Below are 18222 nucleotides of genomic sequence, written 5' to 3'. Positions count from 1 at the left end.
GCTAACAGCTAACAGCTAACAGCTAAGTCTACCAAAACACCGCATACAACGCCGCTATTACTCCGCAAATCAATATCGAACCTATTACAAAGCTTTGGCCGGGCATGAACATGGACTTTTCTATTTTCAAGCCTTTCGGATTGTTCCGGCTTTTGGGATCGGCTAGTGTGATTGCAACGATGATCGCGCAGAGTATCAGGAATATGTAGCCCATTCTGTCGAGAAAAGGTACTTCCGGTGCCAGGAATTTTCCGGCGGTTGATAGCGGGATAGTGAGCAATGCGGCTGTAAGCGCGGCTGCGGAAGTTGTTCTTTTCCAGAACATTCCTAAAATAAAGATCGCGAATACACCTGGTGTGATAAAGCTGCTGTATTCCTGGATAAACTGGTAAGCCTGGTCCAGCACACGTAGCTGCGGCGCGATCAGCACGCCGATTGCCATCGCTACATAAATGGTATACCGACCAATGCGCACCAGCTGTTTTTCAGAGGCATTTGGTGCGATGTATTGTTTGTAAATGTCGAGCGTAAATATGGTCGAGATACTGTTTGCTTTTCCTGCCAGCGAAGCTACTATCGCGGCTGTCAGTGCAGCAAAGGCCATTCCTTTCAATCCCGCCGGCAGCAGGTTGAGCAGCACAGGGTAGGCGTGATCGGGCTTTACAACACCCGCTCCATCGAGCATTTCCTGCTGGAACATCCCGTTTTGATATAAAACAAAAGCAGCGATTCCGGGAATTACCACGATGATCGGGATCAACAATTTAAGTAAAGCAGCAAACAGGATTCCCTTGCGCGCCGTGGGTAAGTCAGCTCCCAGACTGCGTTGAATGATGTATTGATTGCACCCGAAATAAGCCAGGTTATTGATCCACATCGCACCTATGATCACCGTCAGGCCTGGTAAGTCTTTGTAAAAAGGGTTTTCCTTTGGCAGGATCATGTGAAAATGCGAGTCGGCCTGGTCTCTGAGCAGCGCAAGTGCATTAAAGATCCCGGGTTTGTTGAAATGCGTGGAGACGAGGTCTAATGCAAGATATGTAGTAGCCAGCCCACCCAGCACAAGCACAACTACCTGAACCACATCCGTATACCCGATCACTTTCATGCCGCCGATCGTGATGATAACCGCGAAAACCCCCAGTCCGATGATTGCGTAATTGAAGTCCAGCCCGGCTGTAACTTCCAGCGCAAGCGCCCCGAGGTAAAGGATCGAAGTAAGGTTTACAAAAACATATAACAACAGCCAGAAAACCGCCATAATCGTCGCGACGGTAGGATTATACCGCTCACGAAGGAACTGCGGCATCGTGTAGATCTTGTTTTTGAGATAAACCGGCAGGATAAAGACCGCCACTACAATCAGCGAAGCCGCCGCCATCCATTCATAGGAGGAAATTGCAAGTCCGATCGCAAACCCCGATCCCGACATGCCGATAAAATGCTCGGCAGAGATGTTGGAAGCGATAATGGAAGCACCTATCGCCCAGAATGTGAGAGAGCCTTCGGCAAGGAAATAATCTGTTGAACTGACTTCTTTTGTGGTTTTCTTCTTGTAAATCCAGTATCCGTAAGCTGAAACGCCTATCAGATAAATAAAGAATACAACGTAATCCAGCGATTGCAATCCGGTAGTGGACATTCGGGTATTAAGGGTTAGGGTAAATTATTGGTCATTGGTAGTCATTTGTTGTCATTTATTGTTTCGGAAGCTTTTGTTGATTTACGAAAAACAAAAGTGAGTTTAAAAAATAAATGACCACACCTGACCATAAATGACAATAAGTGTCAAACTACTCTTGCCTCTGCCATCTCCAACACCTCACTCATTTTCACACTTCTGCCTTCTGTAAGTGACCGCATTGCTGCAATGCCGATCGCAGTTGCCATCAGTCCGTCATGCGCATCAACAGGGGATGGTTTGTCATTCAGCACGCAATCTATAAAAGATTTGAGGCAAACGCGGTACGCAGTTTCATACCTTTCGAGGAAGAAATGCAGCGGCAATGAGCTGTGGCCGCCATTGCTGTCGAAGTGGATCAACGTATCTGTGGTGTTGTTTTCGGCCTTTGCCATTCCTTTCGAGCCGAAAATTTCCAGTCGCTGGTCGTACCCGTAAACTGCCTTGCGGCTATTGTCAATCACGCCGATTGCGCCGTTTTCAAAGGTCAGAACGATCACGGCAGTATCAATATCTCCAAATTCGCGGATTTCCGGGTGGATTAACGCATCTCCTTTTACAAAAACTTCTTTCACCTCACTGCCCACAATGTAGCGTGCCATATCAAAGTCGTGGATCGACATATCCAGGAAGATCCCGCCGGATATTTTCAGGTATTCAACAGGCGGCGGCGCAGGGTCGCGGCTGGTGATGCGGAGTATGTGCGGTTCTCCTATTTTGTTCGCCTCAACCAGCGTTCTTACATTGTTGAAGTTGGCATCGAAGCGGCGGTTAAAGCCGAGCATAAGCTTTACCCCATTCTCACTTACCGCTTTTTCAGCCGCCTGAATGGCTTCCAGTGTCACGTCCAGGGGTTTTTCACAAAAAATATGCTTTTTCTGTTGCGCTGCCGCCACAGTATAAGGAACGTGGAATGGAGTAGGGGAGCAAACGATCACAGCTTCCACATCGGGGTGGTTGATCACATCGTACGCGTCGGTAGTTACTTCTTTTACGCCCAGGTTCCTTGCAAATTCATGCGATGCCTGTGATACATCCGAGGCAATGATCACTTCTGCGTCCGGCATATGATGCACAAGGTTGCTCAGGTGGATTTGTCCGATCCGGCCAAGTCCGATCACACCGGTTTTAAGTTTCTTTGTCATTTGAGTATAACCTTGCCGTCGACTTAAGTCGACGGGCATGGATTGAGATGAATGTTTATTTATTTTTTAGAATTTCCTGTTCCATTCTTTTAGCCAGCGCTCGATCACCACTTTGGTTTGGGTGAAGAATTCGACGGCGTGTTTTCCCTGACCGTGCAGGTCGCCATAGAAGCTCTCTTTCCAGCCTGAGAATGGGAATTGCGCGACTGGTGCAGCTACGCCGATGTTGATCCCGATGTTACCGGCCTCGGCTTCGTGGCGGAACTTGCGTGCGCTGGAACCGCTGCTCGTGAAGATGCACGCCATATTCCCGTATTTGCCGGAGTTGATAAAGCGGATCGCTTCGTCAATTGTATTAATATGTACCAGACTGAGAACCGGTCCGAAAATTTCAGTAGAAGCCAGCTCGCCGTCAAGCGGAATATCTTCGATAATGGTCGGATTAATAAAGTTACCCTGCTCGTATCCATTTACTTTCGCATTCCGGCCGTCAACCAGTAAACGTCCGCCTTCATGTACCCCTTTTTCAATGAGTTGCTGTACGCGGTTTTTGCTTTCACTGGTAATTACTGGTCCCATCAATACGTCGTTATCAAGACCAAAACCTGTCTTCCTGTTTCTCGCAGATTCTACCAGGCTTTCGGTAATGTCTTTGTGTTCACCTACTGTGATGATGGTGGAAGCCGCCAGACAACGCTGTCCTGCACAGCCGTAAACGCTGTCTATCACAATTTGCGAGGTCATTTCAATGTCTGCATCCGGCAAAACGATAACAGGATTTTTGGCGCCGCCTTGTGCCTGTACGCGTTTTCCGTTTGCTGCGCCTTTGGAATATACATACCGGGCTACATTCGAAGAGCCTACGAAGCTGATCCCTTTGATAACAGGATGTTCCAGGATCGCGTCTACCGTTTCACGTGCTCCTTGAACCAGGTTCAGTACACCTTTCGGCAGGTCAAGCTGCTCCATTAAACTCACGATCTTCGTCATTGTAAGCGGTACTTTTTCAGAAGGTTTGATGATATAGCTGTTGCCGCAAGCCAGTGCGTAGGGCAGGAACCAGAAGGTGATCATTCCGGGGAAGTTGAAAGGCGCAATGCAGGCGCAAACGCCCAAAGGCTGCCGGATCATGTATTCATCGATTCCCTTTGCAATATCCTCCGAGAATTCACCCTGGATCAGGGTAGGCGTACCGCAGGCATTCTCCACATTTTCGATCGCGCGCACCATCTCCGCTTTTGCTTCCACGAAGGTTTTGCCCGATTCAAGGGTAATCGTCCTCGCAATGTCGTCCAGGTTGTCTTCCAGCAATGTTTTGAGCTTAAACAGATATTGTACCCGTTTGGAAACAGGTGTACTTCTCCATTCCTGAAATCCCGCCTGCGCAGCTGCGGCAGCATCCGCCACGTCCTGGTAGTTACCATAAGGCACGAGTGCTAGTACTTCCTGCGTAGCCGGGTTGACTACATTTGCAAACTGCCCCGAGTGGCTGTCCACCCATTTCCCATTGATATAGTTCTGTAGTTTTTGCATGTGACCTAGTTACCGATGTTGTGTCCCTACGGGACTTTTACCTATATGATGTCCCTGTGGGACTTTTCTACCTTTTGTTTTTCCTCCCTTTCCTCCTTCTATAATCCTCCGTACGAATCCGTGAACTCCATTACCTCTTCCAGAGTCGGCATGAAGTTGGCGCAGCCTTCGCGGGTTACGATGATCGCGCCGCAGGCGTTGCCCATTCTAACACTTTTGTACAAATCCCAGCCATTTAATAATCCGTAGGAAAAGCCTGCACAAAACGCGTCGCCGGCGCCTAGTACATTCAATACTTCTACCGGGAATCCGAGTACTTTAACTTCTTCCTTGCCTGGCTGAAATATGGATGCACCGTCTTTGCCGCGCTTGACAACCAGCGTTTCTACACCCGAAGCCAGGATCTCCTGAATTCCGTTTTCGATATTCCCCCTGATTTCCGGAGCTGATATCTGCTGGTGCTTGATCAGCAGCTGTTGCTTGTCTGTCAGGAATGTGGCAAGTATCTCTTCTTCCGTACCCACTACGATGTTGAAGCTACCAAGCGCGGCGCGCAGTGTTACGCCAAATGCACGGGGATCAAACCACTGATCAGCACGGAAATCGATATCCAACAAGCGGGTTACATTGTTTTTCTTAGCGAGTTCCAATGCATAAAACATCGCCGTCCGGCTTGGGTCTTTGCTGAATGCAGTTCCTGAAAAGGCAGCTGCTTTGAATTGCTCGAACGGAATGGCAGCAACGTGGTCGATATTCAGGTTGATATCCGCACAGTTCTCGCGGTAGTATACCAGCGGAAAGCGGTCAGGCGGTTCAATTCCCAAAACCACGGCAGAACTGCGCGTCCCTTCAATCACAGGCACCCAATCCGTCGAGATACCTTCCTCTGTCAGGAAATGTTTAATAAAATTGCCCACCTGATCGTCACCAATACCAGTGAGAATGGCAGTTTTAAGACCAAGCCGCTGACTTCCCGTAGCGATATTCAGCGGGCAACCGCCCACAAATGCATTAAATGCTTCGATCTTTTCAAATGGACTGCCCACATTCGCCGAATACAAATCAATAGAAGAGCGGCCGAGGGTAAGGAGATCGTAGGTTTTCATTAGCAGTCAGCTTCCGGCAGTCGGCCGTCAGCGTTTGGAGTTTAATGGGTTGTTCTTTTTTGATATTGCACAGGCCTCACAAGGCAGCTCGGGTTGTTCAGATAGCCTTCTTGGTTCCTGCTGGCCGAAAGCCGACCGCCGAAAGCCGACAGCTTACCTCACCCATTCATCTCCGCCGTCACAATCGGCAACCTTGGATCCTGACCTTTCCAGGTTCCGTAAATCCAGTCGTGGTCGGGGTCGGAGGTGTTGGCGAGTGACTGGTCGCTGCCTGCCAGGAAATTGAGGTAGTAAACATTGTAACCGTGCCCGGCTACGACGGGGTGATAGCCTTTCGGGACCAGTACCGCTTCATTGTGCCGCACCCTGACGATCTCGTCGAGTGAGCGATCTTCGGTGTAAACCTGCTGAATGGCGTAGCCCTGCGGTTTGTCGATCTTGTAAAAATAAATCTCTTCCAGATTGGCTTCGAGCAAAGTGCCGTCGGCGGCCACTTTTCTTTCGTCGTGTTTATGTGCAGGAAATGAGCTCCAATTGCCAGAAGGCGTATATACTTCCACGCAAACGATCTTGTGACAGTCAAAGCCGGGTTCCAGCAAGCTGTTGATCTGCCTGTTCGCATTGTCGCCGCCACGGTACTCTATCGCTGCTTCTTCCGGGCGCTTCATACGCGGCGGGTGGTCTTCGTCCGAGCGGACTTTGCAAATGGCGATGTCTGTGTTGGCTGCCTGTGCGGTGAGTACGAAAGCGGTGTTGCGGGACAGGTACATCGCGTGGCCGATGCCGCTGAAAACATCTTTCCTGCCATTGCCTGTTTCCCAGGTTTGCCCTGCCGCCTCTACCTTGAAATTCCCGCCTAAAAGCACAAAACAATATTCATATTCTCCGGTATGGCCGGTAAATTCTTCATTTACATCCAGTATTTTAGCCTCAAAGTTCAAATAGCTCCACCCGGCCTGCTCCGCTGTCAGCGAATGGTAGGTTTTAGCACTTTCAGGTTTAATCAGTAGGTCACTCATTGCGGTAATCGGATAGATTTGCACAATGATAGTGTTGTATAAATTAAGTACAAAATGTAAATATGTTAATACTGAATGCAAACGTTTGAAAAAATTTTAAAAAATCAATCGCTATAATTCGACAAATGAATTCCTCCCGACCCGTTACCATTAAAGATATTGCACGTCGCTTCCGATGCTCTCCGTCGACCGTTTCAAGGGCCTTGAACGACCATCCGGCGATCAATGAAGACACCCGGAAAAACATCCAGGAATATGCCCGGGAGGTCGGTTACCAGCGAAATGAAGTGTCGCTCAGCCTGTTGAACAAGAAGACCGCCTCGCTCGGTGTGGTAGTGCCGACGATCAGTAACTATTATGAAACCGCGGTGATAGAAGGTCTGCATACGGTGTTACAGCCGCTGGGCTACACGCTCAATATTTGTGTTACCAATGAAAACTACCTGCTGGAAAAGGAATATCTGGCTAAGCTGCTGTCCAACCGCACAGAAGGAATTTTCCTGTCGGTATCCCAGGAAACTTACGATTCCGGCTATTACGAGCATTTGGAAAGTGTGATCCTGCGCAAAACGCCGCTGATTTTTATAGACCGGGAATATGAGGATTTTGAAACCAGTCGGGCGACGGTTGACGACTACCACGGCGCATTTGCGGCGGTGGAGCATTTAATCAATATCGGGTACAAAAAGATCGCCCATTTAAAAGGTCCTAACGGACTTACTGTTTCCGAGCAGCGGTTGAAAGGCTATGTAGACTGTCTGAGAAAATACGAAATGCCGGTGCTCGATGAGCTGATTATCAATACAAACTTCAAAGTTGAAAGCGCGATTCTTCCCACCAAGCGACTGCTCGAAATGCCTGTCCCGCCAGATGCGATATTCGGGGTGAATGACCAGGTGGCGATCGGGGCAATGCGGGTAGTGAAAGACAAAGACCTCAAAATACCACAAGAAGTGGGATTGGTGGGCTTTGACAACTCGCCCATTTCCGCTTACACATTTCCTTCCTTAACCACCGTCAGCCGCCCGGGCCGCAAAATAGGAATGGAAGCTTCCAGGCTGTTCCTCAACCAGGTAAACGGTTCCGGCGATTTTTCCCATGAAAGCATTGTACTGCCCTCAGAGCTGGTAATCAGAGAATCCACTTTGCGGATTTGACCTTTAATCTAAAAACCGCTATCCTTCATTTCGCTTGATTTTTCACCTTACCTCCGCCAGAGTTTCTCTGCCTGCATTGCTTTGCCTGCTGCTATTTGCTCCCTCCCTGTTTGGTGCGCCGAGAGTCAACATTACGCCCGCGCCAAGTTGGATTGTTCCGGTTACACCTGCGGGAAAACCCGCTTTACCCAAGGAAGTTTCGGGTGGATATTATATCTCATTTTCAGATTATCAGGTGAATCTCGACGAGCAGTCGGACTACACCCGTTTCACCAGGCAAATCATTTCTGAAAGCGGCATTCAGAACGGTTCTGACATCACCGTCGCATTTGATCCTACCTATGAAAAGCTTGAATTTCATCAGGTTACTATCTGGCGGGATGGGAAAAGTATTTCGCAACTGCAACTGGCAGAAATCAAGTTAATGCCGCTGGAAACCGACCGCTAGCGCTTCATCTATAACGGGTATTACACTGCTTCGATCATTCTCAAAGATATCCGCAAGGGAGATCGCATTGAAGTAGCCTATTCACGCAAGGGCTGGAACCCGGTATTTAAAGGTAAGTACTCGGATTTCTTCCATTTCGATTCATTCGATTATACGCAGTACCAGCATGTCGCGATTGTAGCCGATCCAAAAAGGGCTTTGATCTTCAAGGATTTTAATAAGCCTCCGGTCAGAAAAGTCGCTGTCCGGAATGGCCAAAATGTTTATGAATGGGAAGCGACCAATGTAAAAGCCATTACTTACGATGATTACGTGCCGGAATGGTACAATAAAACTCCGTTTGTGCAGGTAACCGAATTCAAAACCTGGAAGGAAGTAGTGGATTGGGGATTAGGTTTTTATGGTGAAACAAAACTTGCCGGAGCAATCAAAAGCAAGGTAACAGGGTGGAAAAAGGAAGGGGAAAGCGACGCGGAGTTTATTGGTAAAGTCGTACGGTTTGTGCAGGATGAGATCCGCTACCTGGGTGTTGAAAGTGGCTTGAATTCGCATCAGCCGCATTCGCCTGAGCAGGTATTCCGGCAGCGTTACGGGGATTGTAAAGACAAGTCATTTTTGCTGTGTGCAATCCTGCGTGACCAGGGGATCGAGTGCGATCCGATGCTGGTCAATACCTATAAACGCTCACATCTACCCGAGTACCTGCCCTCACCAATCGATTTTAATCATGTCGTGGTGCGCATTCAGGAGCATGCTGGTATTCCCGGCAGACCGGAAACGAAAGTATTCATATTTGTAGATCCTACCATTGCTTTGCAGGGTGGCAGTTTAAGCACAATGAGCTTTCCGCCTTACGGTCGCGGGTTACTGCTGCGGAAAGGACAGATCCAGCCGATCTCAATTCCATTGCAGGGCACGGGCAATATTTCCGTCACCGAGGATATCTTCCTACCGCTTCGCGGCGATACCTCGGCACAAGGTCAGTTCCAGGTAAAAACGGTGTATTTTGAGTCGCTTGCAGATGAGATACGGTCGACGTTCCAGCAAAATATAACATCGAAAACCGAAGAAGCTTACCTCAATTATTACCGCGAGGTTTACAAGCATACGGAACTGGACCTGGCTGATACGCTCACCTACTACGACCAGCGCGATGCGAATAACTTTTCATTGCTGGAAAATTATACAATGCGAAATGCATGGCAGTATGATTCGGCCACCGGGCGTGAATACTTCCACGCGCCGGGACAATTGCTCTACGACCAGCTGCGCATTTTACCTAAGAAGTCGAGAAAAGATCCGGTAGCCCTGCAATATCCTTATCATAATACTTACAAGATCCGGGTCCATATGCCCGAATATTGGAGTATCAAAAAGGAAGCCTGGCGCATTGAGCGGGCCGCTTACACGGTGTCGTTTAGCTCGGATTACATTCCAAAAGAGGCTGTATGGGAACTCTCGTATGAGTACAGGATCCTGCAAGACCATGTTGCCGTTGAAAATATTGCCGAGTTCAGGAAAGATATGTTCAGGTTGGCAGAAAACCTTGATATGGAACTCCGGGCGCCGATTTTAAATTCATCTTCCGGCTCGTCCACTAACTGGGCGGCATTGCTGCTGTCGCTACTCACTGCAGCAGGCTGCGCAGTGCTTTTTCGCAGACTTTACCGCTACTCGCCCCTCAACGGACAGATTTCTGAACCCGCGCTGCCCTTCGGTTCCTGGATACTGCTGACTGGTGTTCAGATTGTCATTTTTCCGTTTGTTACCTTCATAAACCTCACATTCACGGGAGGTGTGCTCTATTTTACAACTGCCGGATGGAATGTGATGACCGGCCACTCGGCGTTGATGGAGTCTCTCTACAAAGCTTCGCTGGTGTTTGAGATAGTTGTATCCACCATTATTTTTTGTTTTTCAATCTTTCTGGCTGTTTTGTATTTCAAAAAGCGTGATTCTTTCCCGCAGCTTTTTTCCTTTTTCCTGATTGGAAATGTTGTATTCGCCATCATCGGTGTCATTGAAGCCCGGACTGTTTATGCAGAGATCGCGGGCTTCGAGGCTGATATTGTCTATAAACAGATCGTCAGGACGCTCATTTCAGCGGCAATCTGGGTGCCTTACTACTATCAATCGAAGCAGGTAGCGGAGACGTTTGTTAATACTTACCCACCGGCAGTCCAGGCGGAATATGCATACGAAGAAAGCCAGGATGAATCAGAAAGCGATTCCGGTGAAATGCGCCATGATGAGGCTTAATGCAGCGCACATTCTCCTTTGAAATTCTTAACTTTGGAAATGCTGGAAACAAGACAACCTCTGCCTGTAAAAGTACCCTCGCCGACCATTGCTGCTCAGACAACGCAGTTCAGGGTATCAGGCGCCAATGAACAAAGCTGTGACCTCGGATCCTATAACCGCCGGGATTTTTACAAGATATCTTTAATCATCGAAGGCGACAGTCAATTGCTTTACGCCAATCGCGGCATCGTGATCGATCGGTCGGCGCTGGTATTTACCAACCCGCTGGTTCCTTATTCCTGGGAAGCGACCAAGCCCCAGTTTGACTGTTTCTTTTGTGTGTTTACGCAGGAATTTCTGAGGGCGGGCAACAGAATGGAGAGTTTTCAGGAATCTGTTTTGTTCAAGCCAGGTGGTGAACCGGTGTATTTTCTAGACGATAATCAGGTAAGCTACCTGCGTGGGATCTTCCAGCGAATGTGCCGGGAAATGGAGAGTGATTACATTTATAAATATGACTTACTCAGAAATCATGTTAATCTCATTATTCACGAGGCTATTAAAATGCAGCCTGCTGTGGCGTATTTCAATCCGCCTAATGCAGCAGCGCGGATCAGCAAGTTATTTCTGACGTTACTCGAAAAACAATTCCCGGTCGAGTCGCCGCAGCACAGTATATCTCTGAAAAAAGCGAGTGAATATGCCAGTCAGCTTTCGGTGCACGTGAACCACCTCAATGCGGCAGTACAGGAAGTCACGGGTAAGTCAACCACCGCGCATATCAACGAACGGATCTTGACAGAAGCAAAATCCTTGCTCACCCACACGGACTGGAGTGTTGCAGAAATTGCATTCAGCCTGGGCTTTGAATATGCCTCCTACTTTAACAATTTCTTCAAAAGACACGCGGGTACCACGCCGCTTGCAATCCGGAAATCACTTTGAAAAGTGTAATAATCACTTTGAAAGTCTTAGCAGCCGCCGCCTGAACTGCGTCTACATTTGTGCTTACTAAAAAACAAATAGCAAGCACATGAAAACGACACAATTAGGAAGTCAGGGACTGCAAGTGCCCGTTCAGGGACTGGGCTGCATGGGAATGACTACCATCGCAGGCGGAAATATATACGGTCAGGCAGACGAAAAAGAATCAATCGCTACCATTCACCGCGCATCGGAGCTCGGTATCAATTTCCTCGATACGGCCGATTTGTACGGTCCGCTGCTAAATGAGAGGCTGGTAGCAAAGGCGATTCAGGGAAACCGCGACAAGTATATCGTAGCTACGAAATTTGGTTTTGAAGTGGATGACAATGAGCAGCTTACCTGGGGTTTCAATGGCAAGCCCGAGTATGTTAAAAAGGCGATAGACAGGTCACTTAAGAACCTGGGTACAGATTACGTCGACCTGTATTACCTCCACCGCCTCGATCCCAACACACCCATTGAAGATACAGTAGGCGCGATGTCGGAACTGGTTCAGGCTGGTAAAGTGAAGTACATCGGACTATCGGAGGTATCAGCTGCAACGATCCGGAAAGCACACGCGGTTCATCCGGTGACTGCCGTTCAGACGGAGTATTCACTGTTTGAAAGAGAGCCCGAAGTAAATGGCGTACTGGATGCGACGAGAGAGCTGGGTATAGGCTTTGTGGCTTATTCTCCGCTGGGAAGAGGCTTCATTACAGGGCAGATCAAAAGTCCGGACGATTTCGAAGAAAACGATTTCAGAAGAGGGATACCCCGTTATCAGGGAGATAATTTTTACAAAAACCTCGATCTGCTGAAAGAAATAGAATCCATGGCAGCAAGCAAAGGTATTACCCCTTCGCAACTGGCACTTGCCTGGGTTTTTGCAAATGACATCGTCGCAATCCCAGGTACCAAAAGGATCAAGTACATCGAAGAAAACGCAGCCGCCGCCGAAGTGGTACTTACAGCCGGAGAGAAACAGAAGCTGGAATCAATCGTGCCTGTGGGTGTCGCGGCAGGTACCCGGTACGAAGCTTCGCAAATGCAATGGGTGAATGTGTAGTGCCAGCTGAAAAGCATTGGTTGACAAAAAGCGCGAATTCAAATCAAAAAAACGCCAGCCTGACAGCTGGCGTTTTTTGCATTTATAACAATCAAACAATATCAATACCCTTCGTTCTGAACCAGGTATCCGGGTAGGTTCGAGGCACCGTCGATGGCTGTTTGTGGAATTGGGAAAATACGTTTGCGGACGTCGGAGTTGGTTTTCTCAGCCCATTTGCCTTCATATTTTCCAAAACGGATCATATCCGTACGGCGCAGCATTTCCCAGTAGAATTCAAATCCCCGTTCACGGAACAGCAGGTCAAGGTTCATGCTGGTCAATGCAGGTGGCGCGAGCGTGGCCGTGCGGGAGGCGCGTACCAGGTTCACATCTGTCAATGCACTTGCTGCATCACCTTTACGCAGCTTGGCTTCTGCACGCATCAGGTAAACGTCTGCAAGGCGAACAATCACAATATCCGCTTCGCCTTTGTTCCGGCCCGTGTTGGACTTGCTGCTGAATTCATATTTGGCAACGCGGTATCCTGTATTGTAGTTGCTTCCCACCGCACTGAAATTGATCAGCTCTGAAAAACTTACAGGAAGATCGGGACGGTTGCGCGTCAGGTAAGTAAGCTTGCCTACTTTCAGTCTCCCGTCGGGGCAACGAAGGAATGCGCCATTCACACGGAGCGCACCAAATTGCTGACCTCGCAGGATACCCCGGTTGATCTTATAGTCTGCGTCATTCACGCAGGTATCTGCCGCATTGGTGTAAATGGACATATTTTGCTTGTAAAAGCGCGGGTCGCGGCTTGGGTCAACCGCGCCGTAAGCCTGTACCCACGACTGGTAAAAGTCTGACGTAATACCTGGTCCGTCCGTACCATTTGCGGCGGGGAATTCAGCTAATGGAAACTGGTCTCCCGAGATCGAGAAATACGCCATACGGTTGTGACCATTCAAATCTTCACGCTGGTCCACAGCAAAGATCAGCTCTTCGTTAGTGTGGTTGTTGTTTCCGAATATTGAAAAATAATCAGCCGATAATTTCGCTTGTCCGGACGCAATTACCTTATCTGTATACTGGATTACCTTGTCAAGATCTTCGTTACGGAACTCGATCGCAGGCGCATAACGGTTGCGGTAAACCCCCGCATTCAGGTATAGTCTTGCCAGCAGGCTCCATGCAGCAGCCTGGTTCAACCGACCCGGACCAACAGCTGCTTTCGGTTTAAGCAAAGGCTCGGCGGCGAGCAGCTCACTTTCAATGTACTTCACAGCTTCTTCGCCGCGGATGATCGTGGACGTTGTCCCCGGATCTTCCTTTACAAACGCAATCCCGAACATGTCAAGTAAAACCATATTGTAGTAAGCGCGCATTGCTCTCGCTTCTGCCAGGTAAATGGCCGCACTCGGGTCCGTAGACTGTTTGTAGCTCGTAATCGCCGTAATGGAGCGGGAAATGGATTGTACCAGCTGGTTCCAGGTGTTGTTCACGTTGGGATCGGTGGCGGTGGTATTGTGCTGGTGCAGCGCCAGGTAAATCCCGTTGTCGCCCCAGTCGGTGCCGCCACGGTAGGGAAGGATCGCTTCGTCCGTGCTGATTTCCTGCAATGCAAAATAATTGGTATGCAGGAACAGGTTGGGTAGCAATGCATAAACAGGCGCGATCAATCCATTCGCTTCGTCCTGGGGAGAAAGCTTGTTGCTCAGCGTTTCGTCCAGAACTTCCTCCTGCAGATTGGTGCAGGCAGTGGTAAAATATAGCAGGCTGGCTGCCGTGAATATGAGGGATAGTCTCTTTTTCATTTTATAATAGTTAAAAACCAACATTGACACCAAACAGCACAGTTCTCGCTTTCGGGTAGCTCAGGTAGTCGATACCATAGGAAGTAACACCTTTGATTTCACGGTCGTTGTTTACTTCCGGATCGTACCCGTTGTATTTCGTCCATACAGCCAGGTTCTGACCGGTAACTGAAAGCCGAACGGTTTGCACCCATTTGTTGATGCCCAATTTGGTCGTGTTCAGGTTGTAACCCAGCACAAGGTTGTTCAACCGCAGGAATGCGCCGCTTTTCAAAAACCTGGTGGATACCGGCGCTGAGTTGTTGATCGATTCCTCCCCGGTAGTCAATGCGTCACGCGTTACATTCAGACCTTTTGACAATTTCAATTTGTAGAAATTCGAGTTGGCTGTGTTATCGTAAACCTTATTGCCTGCTACCCCATTGAAATTGGCCGCAAGATCAAAGCCTTTGAAGCTTACATTACCATTGAAATTGTACATGCGGGTCGGCAGTGCGGTACCTGCTGCAATGCGGTCGTTGTCGGTAACAATGCCGTCGCCGTCCACATCGCGGAACTTGCTGATCCCGTTTTCGTCAAATCCAATGTGTTCTTTGAGGAAAAACGTACCAATCGGTTGGCCGCTCAGGTAACCATTGATCGTCGCAGATGTAAGTCCCGATCCCTGCGCAGAACCCGAAGGAATAACTGAGTAAGGAGAGCCTGTTACTTCATTTTTGATGAATGTAATGTTTCCGCCAAGTCCGTATCTCAAACCATTTTCAAGCGAATTCCGGTAGTTCAGTTCGAGTTCAACACCGCGGTTAACGATGCGCATATCAGGTACATTGGTCCAGAAAGTTCCTGCAGGCTGCACGGGATCGGCCGGGATTACTTCCAGCAATATCTTTCTTGAAGCCTTGGAGAAATAGTCGATTTCTCCGCTTAATGCACCTTTGAACAAACCAAAATCAAGTCCGATGTCGGTTTGCTGCGATACTTCCCATTGAATGTCAGGATTGGCGAGACGCGTGTAGGTAGTACCTGCCGGATAGGGGCTGGTACCGTCGAGCGGGTAGCTGGTTGTTCCTGATACCACGGAAGTAAATCTCGCCTGTGTGATTTTGGAAGGGATTTCCTGGTTACCCGTCGATCCCCAGCCGGCGCGTAATTTCAACTCCGAAAAGGGTGATGACTTCATAAATGGTTCTTCCGAGATCCGCCAGCCGAGTGAGAAGGAAGGGAAAGAGCCATATTTATTGTTCGCACCAAACTTAGACGAACCATCAACCCTCAATGTAGCCGTAGCGAGGTACCTGTCCCTGAAACCGTAGTTTACACGTCCAAAGAACGATTGCAGCTCATTGATCGTCGCGAAACCGCCAGGTTGGTTCAGTACCAGCGTCAGGTCCTGTCCCAAACCTGGGTTATAAATGGGTTCAATGTCCGAGATCGGGAATTTATTGATGCTGAAATTTCTCTCCTGCAGGAAGATACGTTGGTAAGAATGTCCGGCCAATGCGCTAAAACTATGAACCTTGCTGTTGAATGTATAGGTCAGGTAATTCTCGATCAGGCGGTTGGAGTTTTTGTTGCTCCAGTTTTCCAGGCGGCCAATTTCGTAAGGCACTGTGTTGGGAAGCGTTTGCTTGTCTTCCACTGAAGTAGAGTGGTCAAGACCAAAGTTGAGCTTGTATACCAGTCCTTTGATGATCGTAACGGAAGGCGAAATGCTCGCCAGCACGCGGTTGGTGTTCACCAGTTCTTTATAAAGCCGCAGCGAAATCAGCGGGTTTGTACCATCCTGGTACTGGAATGGTTCCCCATTGTCAGCATACGGTTTGTAAGTCGGGTTCGCTGTAATTGCGCCACCGATGATACCCTGGATATTTGGGCGCTGTGTTTTGGTGTTGGTCGCATTCAGGTTTACATCCAGGGTAACGCGGTCATTCAGCAGCTTTTGCGAAATATTGATGCGGCCTGAGTAACGATCCTGGCTGCTGCCCCTCAGGATACCCTCCTGTTTTTGAGCGCCAAATGATGCATAGTAAGTCATGCGATCGCTTCCGCCACCAATAGAAAGGTTGTGGTTGTGGGTTTTGGCTGTCCGGGAAATCTCCTTCTGCCAGTCCGTATCAGCTCCTTCGTTGATTACTGTACTTCCTAGTTTCTTGGCCTCGGAAACGAAATCAGGGCCATTCAGCACATCCAGCGGGCGCGCCATTTTGGAGATGCCCAGGCTACCCGAGTAAGTAATACTAGCCTGTCCAGACTTACCCTTTTTGGTAGTGATCAGGATAACACCGTTTGCTCCCCGTGCACCATAAATCGCAGTGGCAGAAGCATCTTTCAGCACATCCATTGACTCAATATCCTGCGGATTAAGGAAATTAAGCGGGTTACCGTCTCCACCTGTGCTGCTGTTGTCCAGCGCCATTCCGTCTACCACAAATAGTGGTGTACTTCCTGTACGCACGCCACCCGGGCCGCGGACGGTTATACTGTTTTTCGCGCCCGGTTCACCTGTAGCAGAGGTAACATTGACACCGGATACCTTACCTTGAAGCAATTGTTCCGGCGAGTTGATGATACCGGAGTTAAACTCTGTGCTTTTAAGCGACTTAACCGAGCCCGTAATATCTTTTTTAGCGGTACTTCCGTAGCCTACCACTACTACTTCGCCCAGGTTTTCAGCCGTTTCTTTGAGGCTAACCTGCACCGAAGCTGCATTGGCCTCGGTCAGAAGAAAGTTGGAAAGTGTTTGTTTTTCAAAACCGATATAGCTGAATTCCAGATTGTAACTTACTTCTGTTTGCAGGTTTGCAAATGAGAAGCTACCGTTTTCGTCAGTTGTAGCACCCTGCTTGTTGCCACCATTCACGTCCGAAATAACAACAGTAACGCCTGGAAGCGGCTCGGAGCTGCCTGCTGCAAGTACTTTTCCTTTGAGGGTCACATTCTGCATTAACGGGGCCGGTGCTGCGTACGCATGCAGGCTCAGCAGCATCGCAAACAGCATTGCATAACTTCGCCACAGACCAGTTCCCACTGATCGGGATAGAGTTTTCTTCATACTTGTGGATTATTAAATTGGAACAACATTAATGGTGAGTATTTATAAAGAAGGATTGAATGCAAGATTGCAATTGTATTTTTGAAACAAATTATAGAATATAGCTAATACTGATTTCAAACGTTTGAAATTCTGTGCAAACGTTTGAAAAAATAGAGGAACAAATAGGATGAAATTGATATTGCTGTCAACTCGCTGGATTTAGGAGCGCGCAAAAGTGGCAGTTGCGTCCGGAATGAAGGCAATCAGCAAGTTTAAGGAATTGTTAAATTGTGGCAGGAGGAGAAGTAAAATCAGTGTTATGCCGCGCTTTCAAGCGGACTGATCTTGATAGTGAGACCATAAGCCTGCATCAACTCGTCGAGCTCCGTTTTATGCTTTTTTAGCAAAGAGCGGTAGTCATTAACCTGACTTTGCGGGCTGTTATGATCTTCATGGAGCTTCAAAGTCTGATTGGTCAGTGCAATCAGTTCCAGTAAACGGGATACGCGAAGTCCCCATTCGTGAAGTTGAGGTAATTCCTGTTCCTGCATAACTTAATATCTTAGTTCTATAATACCCTTTTTCTTGTCTGTTCTTGATCTTCCGAAAAGATACTGCCATTGAAGCTGGTCAGCCTCATACAGGAACCTCTTTGGATGGCTGTGCGGATATACCGGCACAAAGTAGCCATCCATTCCATTATCATGCATATTCCTCATTTCCCTGAGACGATCAATCTCGATTTGATTGTTAATATAAGTCTTAAAATCGACAAATGTAACAAAGTCGATGTCCCTTGGATTTAGCTTGTTTGTAATGAAACTTCCGCCGATCCATTGATGAAAATCCCCTTGGAAAATGCTCTTTACATTCAACATATACTTCGAAAAATGAGAGAACAATGCAGCTCTGGTAGCAGACTTTGGGAACGATGAGACAAATACTGTCTCGAAAGTTGTCCAGTCAGTCTGAATTATTTCAGAAGGTTGCAGGTTGCCGTAAATGTCAAATTCCACAAGCTATACTTTAA

Annotated in this window: 13 protein-coding genes and 1 pseudogene; 5 read left to right on the top strand and 9 right to left on the bottom strand. The window is 48.3% G+C overall.

Annotated features, from left to right (window positions below):
• Positions 1-28: 28 nt before the first annotated feature.
• The 5 genes from AC1XTG_RS11240 to iolB all read right to left on the bottom strand — a co-directional run bounded on the left by AC1XTG_RS11240 (position 29) and on the right by iolB (position 6484).
• Positions 29-1642 (bottom strand): sodium:solute symporter family transporter, encoded by a 1614-nt coding sequence (locus AC1XTG_RS11240; RefSeq protein ID WP_056282679.1) that lies wholly within the window; start codon positions 1640-1642, stop codon positions 29-31.
• A gap of 146 nt (positions 1643-1788) precedes the next feature.
• Entirely contained in the window at positions 1789-2826 is a 1038-nt protein-coding gene (iolG, locus tag AC1XTG_RS11235; protein WP_484842056.1) for an inositol 2-dehydrogenase, read from the bottom strand.
• Between the two features lie 66 nt (positions 2827-2892).
• Positions 2893-4359, bottom strand: a complete 1467-nt coding sequence (locus AC1XTG_RS11230) for a CoA-acylating methylmalonate-semialdehyde dehydrogenase (RefSeq protein WP_484842055.1) — start codon at positions 4357-4359, stop codon at positions 2893-2895.
• 98 nt (positions 4360-4457) lie between these two features.
• Positions 4458-5465, bottom strand: a complete 1008-nt coding sequence (gene iolC / locus AC1XTG_RS11225; RefSeq protein ID WP_484842054.1) for a 5-dehydro-2-deoxygluconokinase — start codon at positions 5463-5465, stop codon at positions 4458-4460.
• A gap of 158 nt (positions 5466-5623) precedes the next feature.
• A complete protein-coding gene (iolB, locus tag AC1XTG_RS11220) occupies positions 5624-6484 on the bottom strand; it encodes a 5-deoxy-glucuronate isomerase (protein WP_484842053.1) in 861 nt (286 codons plus the stop codon).
• A 125-nt stretch (positions 6485-6609) separates the two neighbouring features.
• Between iolB and AC1XTG_RS11215 the strand changes: the two genes are divergently transcribed.
• The 5 genes and pseudogenes from AC1XTG_RS11215 to AC1XTG_RS11195 all read left to right on the top strand — a co-directional run bounded on the left by AC1XTG_RS11215 (position 6610) and on the right by AC1XTG_RS11195 (position 12365).
• The gene (locus AC1XTG_RS11215) at positions 6610-7641 is read left to right on the top strand and encodes a LacI family DNA-binding transcriptional regulator (RefSeq protein WP_056282691.1); all 1032 of its coding nucleotides are present in this window, start codon (positions 6610-6612) and stop codon (positions 7639-7641) included.
• 235 nt (positions 7642-7876) lie between these two features.
• Positions 7877-8734, top strand: a pseudogene (locus AC1XTG_RS11210) (DUF3857 domain-containing transglutaminase family protein); the annotation flags it as partial.
• Positions 8735-8749: 15 nt separating this feature from the next.
• The gene (locus AC1XTG_RS11205; protein WP_484842323.1) at positions 8750-10348 is read left to right on the top strand and encodes a DUF2569 domain-containing protein; all 1599 of its coding nucleotides are present in this window, start codon (positions 8750-8752) and stop codon (positions 10346-10348) included.
• A 39-nt stretch (positions 10349-10387) separates the two neighbouring features.
• On the top strand, positions 10388-11275 hold the full coding sequence (locus AC1XTG_RS11200) for a helix-turn-helix domain-containing protein (protein ID WP_484842052.1): 888 nt from the start codon (positions 10388-10390) through the stop codon (positions 11273-11275).
• A gap of 88 nt (positions 11276-11363) precedes the next feature.
• Positions 11364-12365 (top strand): aldo/keto reductase, encoded by a 1002-nt coding sequence (locus AC1XTG_RS11195; RefSeq protein WP_484842051.1) that lies wholly within the window; start codon positions 11364-11366, stop codon positions 12363-12365.
• Between the two features lie 101 nt (positions 12366-12466).
• Here the strand turns inward: AC1XTG_RS11195 and AC1XTG_RS11190 are convergent, their stop codons facing one another.
• The 4 genes from AC1XTG_RS11190 to AC1XTG_RS11175 form a co-directional block, all read right to left on the bottom strand.
• Complete coding sequence (locus tag AC1XTG_RS11190; RefSeq protein WP_484842050.1) at positions 12467-14158, bottom strand: RagB/SusD family nutrient uptake outer membrane protein; 1692 nt, start codon at positions 14156-14158, stop codon at positions 12467-12469.
• A 10-nt stretch (positions 14159-14168) separates the two neighbouring features.
• The gene (locus AC1XTG_RS11185) at positions 14169-17144 is read right to left on the bottom strand and encodes a SusC/RagA family TonB-linked outer membrane protein (protein ID WP_484842322.1); all 2976 of its coding nucleotides are present in this window, start codon (positions 17142-17144) and stop codon (positions 14169-14171) included.
• A 365-nt stretch (positions 17145-17509) separates the two neighbouring features.
• The gene (locus AC1XTG_RS11180) at positions 17510-17743 is read right to left on the bottom strand and encodes a hypothetical protein (protein WP_484842049.1); all 234 of its coding nucleotides are present in this window, start codon (positions 17741-17743) and stop codon (positions 17510-17512) included.
• Between the two features lie 3 nt (positions 17744-17746).
• Positions 17747-18208, bottom strand: a complete 462-nt coding sequence (locus tag AC1XTG_RS11175; protein WP_484842048.1) for a DUF6932 family protein — start codon at positions 18206-18208, stop codon at positions 17747-17749.
• Positions 18209-18222 lie beyond the last annotated feature (14 nt).

The organism is Dyadobacter sp. HNCC25DJ183, assembly GCF_056895175.1.
Note: the sequence above shows the minus strand (reverse complement) of the source record. Positions and strands in the feature narration are given on the sequence as shown.

Coding starts and splice junctions, on each gene's coding strand:
- AC1XTG_RS11240 (WP_056282679.1), bottom strand. CDS start 1,642: ATGTCCACTACCGGATTGCAATCGCTGGATTACGTTGTATTCTTTATT.
- iolG (WP_484842056.1), bottom strand. CDS start 2,826: ATGACAAAGAAACTTAAAACCGGTGTGATCGGACTTGGCCGGATCGGA.
- AC1XTG_RS11230 (WP_484842055.1), bottom strand. CDS start 4,359: ATGCAAAAACTACAGAACTATATCAATGGGAAATGGGTGGACAGCCAC.
- iolC (WP_484842054.1), bottom strand. CDS start 5,465: ATGAAAACCTACGATCTCCTTACCCTCGGCCGCTCTTCTATTGATTTG.
- iolB (WP_484842053.1), bottom strand. CDS start 6,484: ATGAGTGACCTACTGATTAAACCTGAAAGTGCTAAAACCTACCATTCG.
- AC1XTG_RS11215 (WP_056282691.1), top strand. CDS start 6,610: ATGAATTCCTCCCGACCCGTTACCATTAAAGATATTGCACGTCGCTTC.
- AC1XTG_RS11205 (WP_484842323.1), top strand. CDS start 8,750: ATGCTGGTCAATACCTATAAACGCTCACATCTACCCGAGTACCTGCCC.
- AC1XTG_RS11200 (WP_484842052.1), top strand. CDS start 10,388: ATGCTGGAAACAAGACAACCTCTGCCTGTAAAAGTACCCTCGCCGACC.
- AC1XTG_RS11195 (WP_484842051.1), top strand. CDS start 11,364: ATGAAAACGACACAATTAGGAAGTCAGGGACTGCAAGTGCCCGTTCAG.
- AC1XTG_RS11190 (WP_484842050.1), bottom strand. CDS start 14,158: ATGAAAAAGAGACTATCCCTCATATTCACGGCAGCCAGCCTGCTATAT.
- AC1XTG_RS11185 (WP_484842322.1), bottom strand. CDS start 17,144: ATGCTGCTGAGCCTGCATGCGTACGCAGCACCGGCCCCGTTAATGCAG.
- AC1XTG_RS11180 (WP_484842049.1), bottom strand. CDS start 17,743: ATGCAGGAACAGGAATTACCTCAACTTCACGAATGGGGACTTCGCGTA.